This window comes from Granulicella aggregans (assembly GCF_014203275.1).
In the GTDB taxonomy this organism is placed as follows: Bacteria; Acidobacteriota; Terriglobia; order Terriglobales; family Acidobacteriaceae; genus Edaphobacter.
In genome coordinates this window covers 1-2350 of sequence record NZ_JACHIP010000068.1, presented here as the reverse complement: position 1 = coordinate 2350, position 2350 = coordinate 1, and the positions used below count along the sequence as shown (strand labels likewise).

The following is a 2350-nucleotide window of genomic DNA, read 5'->3' as shown; positions in this document are numbered from 1 at the left end:
GAGGTACATATTGCCTTCCCGAAATGCGATCGACGTCGGCGTTACATCGGCAAAGGGGTAGGAGAAATCGTAGGTAAGCTTTGTCGCGCCGTCGGCCTTGATGTGGAAGACTTGAGCGTGGTTCGGTTCCACGGCGAACAGCGCCCCGTCTTCGGCAACGATGGAGGTCGGTACGCCATCCGGTTCGAAGTCGTTGTAGGTGTTGTAAGCCGGAGGATGCTCGGCAATCGCCAAGCTCAAGTCGGAGATGTAGTCCCATTTCCCGGACTTGAGATTCACCCTTACGACGCCATTTGGGAGAGTTGGATTCCCATGCGAGCAGCCGCCGCCCGAAACTAAGGCATAAAGATCTCCGTCAAGGAAGGCGATGTCGGCAACTCCGATGACATCGCCCATCGCGTCCACAGTAGATGGGAGTCCAGAAGTAACGACGGAAGTCTTTCCATCCTTAATCTTGCTGATGCGGGCGGTCGTGCCGCCAGTATACGGGCCTACCGGCGCCGCAACCTGCGTACAGGCGCCAGCGGTAGAGAGTTTGCCTCCTGCTCCCGCCTCTGCGACGTACAACACACCGTCGGGACCAAAAGCGAGTCCTCGCGGACCGTTCAGGCCGGAGGCAACGAGGGTGGCATTCGGCGGTACCGGAACCTGGGCGTGGATCGCTGTGGCGAATACCGCTGCTGTTGCGCCGGCGGTCGCGATCCTGATCAATCTACTAAGATGACTCATTCTGTTTCCTCCTGGAGAGCTCGTTTGGGGCTAGCTATGCGCGACGCTAAGCAGGAGGTGGTCTGGGAGGAAGTTTGTTACTGTAAGTTACATTTCCGTCGCGTAAAATCAGCGCGTTACCGGGGATGATGGACATGAAGACGCAGATGCCAAGCATCGATGCGGCTGAGGCCACGCGGCAGACCGAGCGAATTGTTAACTCCCAGCTGTTCGCAAAAGCGAAACGGAGCCAACGATTACTACGCTATCTGGTGGATGCGGCTCTCGCGGACCCGCCACAGGTCGTCAAGGAATACACCATAGCGACCGAAATTTTCGACAGGGATGCAAGCTATGATCCCGCAATCGATGCAACCGTGCGAGTGGAGGCCGGACGCCTGCGAAGCCGACTGCGTGAATACTACGGCGAAGAAGGCAAAGAGGATGCTCTGCTCATCGAGCTGCCGAAGGGCGCCTATCGCGTCGTTCTGACCGAGCGAGGCGAGGCGAGGGAGCAATCGACGGACATTCATAGATCGAGCACTGGTTCCGGACTCGGGCCCGCCACTGGGCTTGGTCTATGGCCCGCTTTCGAATCGGTGGATACTCTTGCGAGGCCTGACCACCCGACAAATTCGATTGAGTTGCAGAAAGGTGGGAAAGCGGGCCAATGGCTGACGGATCGACGCACTTGGCGGTACGTCGCACCTGTGCTGGCTTTCGGTCTCGTGCTCGGATATGCCGGATGGAGGCTTGCTAGAGTCCAGCTTCCCCAATCCGGTAGCCGTTCCGTGGCGGTACTGCCACTCAAGAACCTCTCAGGCGATCCGGCGCAGGATTATTTTGCTGATGGCACCACAGATGAGCTGATCACCGAGCTGGCTCGCGTGCCCGAGCTCCGTGTAGTCTCCTGGAATTCTGTCGTCCAGGAAAAGGACACGAAAAAATCGCTGAAGACAATTGCCGCAGAACTCAGAGCCGATTTACTCGTGGAAGGCTCTGTCTCGCGTTCCGGAGATACCGTCCGCATTAACGCGCAACTGATCGACACACAGAACGACGACCACCTCTGGGCCAATAGTTTCGAGGGCCCGTTGAGCGATGTGATGGCTTTGGAGAACAAGGCGGCGAAGGAGATTGTCAGCCACGCTCAGGTCGGTGGACAGCGCCTCGCATCAAGCCCCAAGATCCAGCCGTCGACGGCGATCGATCCCGCAGCACATGATGCCTACTTACGTGGCAGGAATTACTTTGACAAGCGTCAAGCTCGAGAGAGCGCTGAGCAATTTCAGCGTGCCATCGACCTAAGCCCTGACTACGCCTCGGCTTACTCGGGACTCGCGGCGGCGCTCCAGAACGAGGCTTTTCTTGGGGAGGCACGTCCTGAGCAGGTTCTTCCGCAAGCGATGGCGGCGGTCCAAACAGCATTGGAACTTGACCCTGAAAATGGGGACGCACTGATTGCGCGGGGAAGCATCGAGACGGCTTTTCTGTGGAGATGGGACGCGGCCGAACGCGATTTGACTCGCGGCATCGCGCTGAGTCCCAATAATTCGTATGGGCATATGATGCTCTCTGTATATCTGGACTCTCTAGGCAAAACTGACGATGCAGTGAGGCAGATGCAGCAGGCCGTAGAGAT

The 2350-nt window shown here is 57.8% G+C and carries 2 protein-coding genes; one reads left to right on the top strand and one right to left on the bottom strand.

The features are described from left to right. Positions 1-729, bottom strand: a 729-nt coding sequence (locus HDF16_RS30030; RefSeq protein ID WP_184224624.1) for a ScyD/ScyE family protein, incomplete at its 3' end; no start/stop codon positions are given. Positions 730-863: 134 nt separating this feature from the next. Here HDF16_RS30030 and HDF16_RS30025 point away from each other — a divergent pair. After that, on the top strand, positions 864-2350 hold a 1487-nt coding region (locus tag HDF16_RS30025; RefSeq protein WP_432432311.1), incomplete at its 3' end, for a tetratricopeptide repeat protein.